The following is a 2,113-nucleotide window of genomic DNA, read 5'->3' as shown; positions in this document are numbered from 1 at the left end:
GCGGCATATGCTGGCCCAGCGCCTGCCCCGCGGCCGTTCCAGCGCGCTCCGGGCCCCTGCGCCGCGCCGCTCGCCTGCCCCTCGTCGCGCCGTTGCCCCCGCGCCGGTAGTTGCGGCGCCCGCTGCTGCTGCCCCAGTGCCTCCAGTTCCTACCTTGGAAGTTATGCCGGCCGCGGCCCCTGCGCCCATCGCGCCCGTCCTCGGCTCGGCCGGGCTGACTGGCCCGGCTGAGGTGACCCCAGCGCCGGTAAGTGCCCCGGCTTTGCCACCGGCTGCCGCTGCGCCAGCGGGGAATCTTCCGCCTGAGCTGGCGCTGTTTGCCGAGCCGGGGAAGGCCATCCGGCGCATCGTTATTTTCTACCGCGACGGCACGTTTGCGGACTACCAGCCGGAATAAACGGTAGCCGCTTGGGGCCCGGCAGCGCCAGGGGCCCAAGCAATGCGCACGTCAATCGGCTCAACTACTCGGGCATGCCACCTTGTATGCAGAGGGTAAAAAATTGTGCTGACAATGCAATTTGTCAGTAATTGAATTTTCGTTGCCTAAGCAGGCAAAAACCAGTTGTTTTGGGTTGGTATAAAACGTTTGGCCCTTGCACTGTGCCATCCTGCGCCAAGGGGTAGTACTAGGATGTTTAGTGGTAACGAATAAAGCTGTTTTCTGATTTATAAATTGCTGTAAATCAAGAAATAATAGTCTGCTAATAGAATCGTTAGGAGAGGCTATTCCGATTGCCGATGGCAGCTAAATATAGTGTTTCCATTTTTGCCTTTTAGTTGGTAGCTAAAAGATGGTTCTCTGTTTTGTGCTTGAAGCGGTGCTAAGCCTTTTGGTGAAAACCACAACTTAAAAAAAGCTACTTTTTGATGATTTGCTTGCAGCGCTGCTGCTAAATAAATGAGCCTCGGTAACGTAGTTTCTGCTGCTGCTGCGGGGCCCCGGTAGGCCCAGTAGTAGGCACCGCAACCGTGTATAGCGGCAGCGGTGCCATCAGATAATGGCGCTGCGTACCTCTTCGGTGCGCAGTGGGCAGTTGCCAAATGTTATCAGAAGCTGGGGGTGTTTTCATGCCGCGCCCTGGGGATGTACGGCATAGCTCAGATTGGCGGTTTGGTGCCCTTTGGCTATCTTCGTGCCATGAAATCGACCCGAGCCATTGCCTTGCTGGCCACCAGCGCAGTTCTGTTCCTGACCGCCTCTTGCTCCCAGGCCCCTGATGCGGAGAAAGACCCCAACGCCGACGCTGCCTACAAGCGGGCCAACCGGTCCGAGATGTACCGCAAAGCCCAGGCGAGCGACGTGACCCGCAACTAAGCGGCCGCTCACTTTTTCGCTATTTTTAATTAAGCGCAAGAAAAAGCCCCCGCCGATTTTGATCGGCGGGGGCTTTCTGTATGTAGGCAGGTATGCCGGTAGCGGCGGGGGCTCTAGCTGGCCACCAGCACCGGCTGCGGGGCCGTGGCGAAGCTGGGCAGGGTGATGCCGGCCAGCAGCTGCTGCTCCAGCAGGTCGGCCCAGGTGCGCAGGTACAGCACTACGTCGTCGCGCTGGTTGTGGCGCAGCTGGTCGCGGCGCTCGAACGGGATGGCCCCCCGGATGGCGGGGTCGGCGAGGCGCTCGAGGTGGGTGAGGTCGGTGCGGGTGAAGCCCAGGGCCAGCATCTCGTCGATGGTGGTGTCGATGGGCAAGCCGCTGGTGGGGCAGTAGTCGATGAGCTGGCGCTCCCAATCGCCGTAGCGCTGCATGGCCCGGGCGTGGATCTCGCCCTTGGTCAGCTTCGTGACGGTTTGGGCCAGGTGGCCGCAGTTGCAGCTGCCCATGTGGCCCCACTGGTAGGGGGCCTGGGTAGCGAGGCGTTGGGCCGTGCTGCGCAGGGCTTGAATAACGGGGAGGGAGGTAGTGGCCATAACGGGTGCGAATGACGAGGTACTGCTCTGAAAAAGCAAAACGGGCCGGAAAAAGTTTTCCGGCCCGCTCAGGGAAATCAAAAATTAGCCGCTGAATTAGCAGCAGTTCGCCTTAGTACGAGCTGCGGCGCGAGCTCCCGCCTTCGCGGCGGCCACCGCCGTCGCCGGCCTGCACGCGCTGGCCACCGCTGCCGAAGCGGCGGTT

The 2,113-nt window shown here is 60.8% G+C and carries 3 protein-coding genes; 2 read left to right on the top strand and 1 reads right to left on the bottom strand.

Going from position 1 to position 2,113, the window contains the following annotated elements:
• The first annotated feature begins 163 nt into the window (after window positions 1–163).
• Window positions 164–397, top strand: a complete 234-nt coding sequence (locus BEN49_RS28045; RefSeq protein ID WP_070744504.1) for a hypothetical protein — start codon at window positions 164–166, stop codon at window positions 395–397.
• A 741-nt stretch (window positions 398–1,138) separates the two neighbouring features.
• Window positions 1,139–1,315 (top strand): hypothetical protein, encoded by a 177-nt coding sequence (locus BEN49_RS28040; RefSeq protein WP_158022918.1) that lies wholly within the window; start codon window positions 1,139–1,141, stop codon window positions 1,313–1,315.
• A 113-nt stretch (window positions 1,316–1,428) separates the two neighbouring features.
• On the opposite strand, the gene BEN49_RS14325 is transcribed toward BEN49_RS28040, so the two are convergent.
• On the bottom strand, window positions 1,429–1,908 hold the full coding sequence (locus tag BEN49_RS14325) for a hypothetical protein (RefSeq protein ID WP_070744502.1): 480 nt from the start codon (window positions 1,906–1,908) through the stop codon (window positions 1,429–1,431).
• Between the last annotated feature and the right edge of the window lie 205 nt (window positions 1,909–2,113).

The organism is Hymenobacter coccineus, assembly GCF_001816125.1.
GTDB lineage: Bacteria > Bacteroidota > Bacteroidia > Cytophagales > Hymenobacteraceae > Hymenobacter > Hymenobacter coccineus.
The sequence above is the reverse complement of the archived record's forward strand: the minus strand, read 5'-3'. Positions and strand labels throughout refer to the sequence as shown.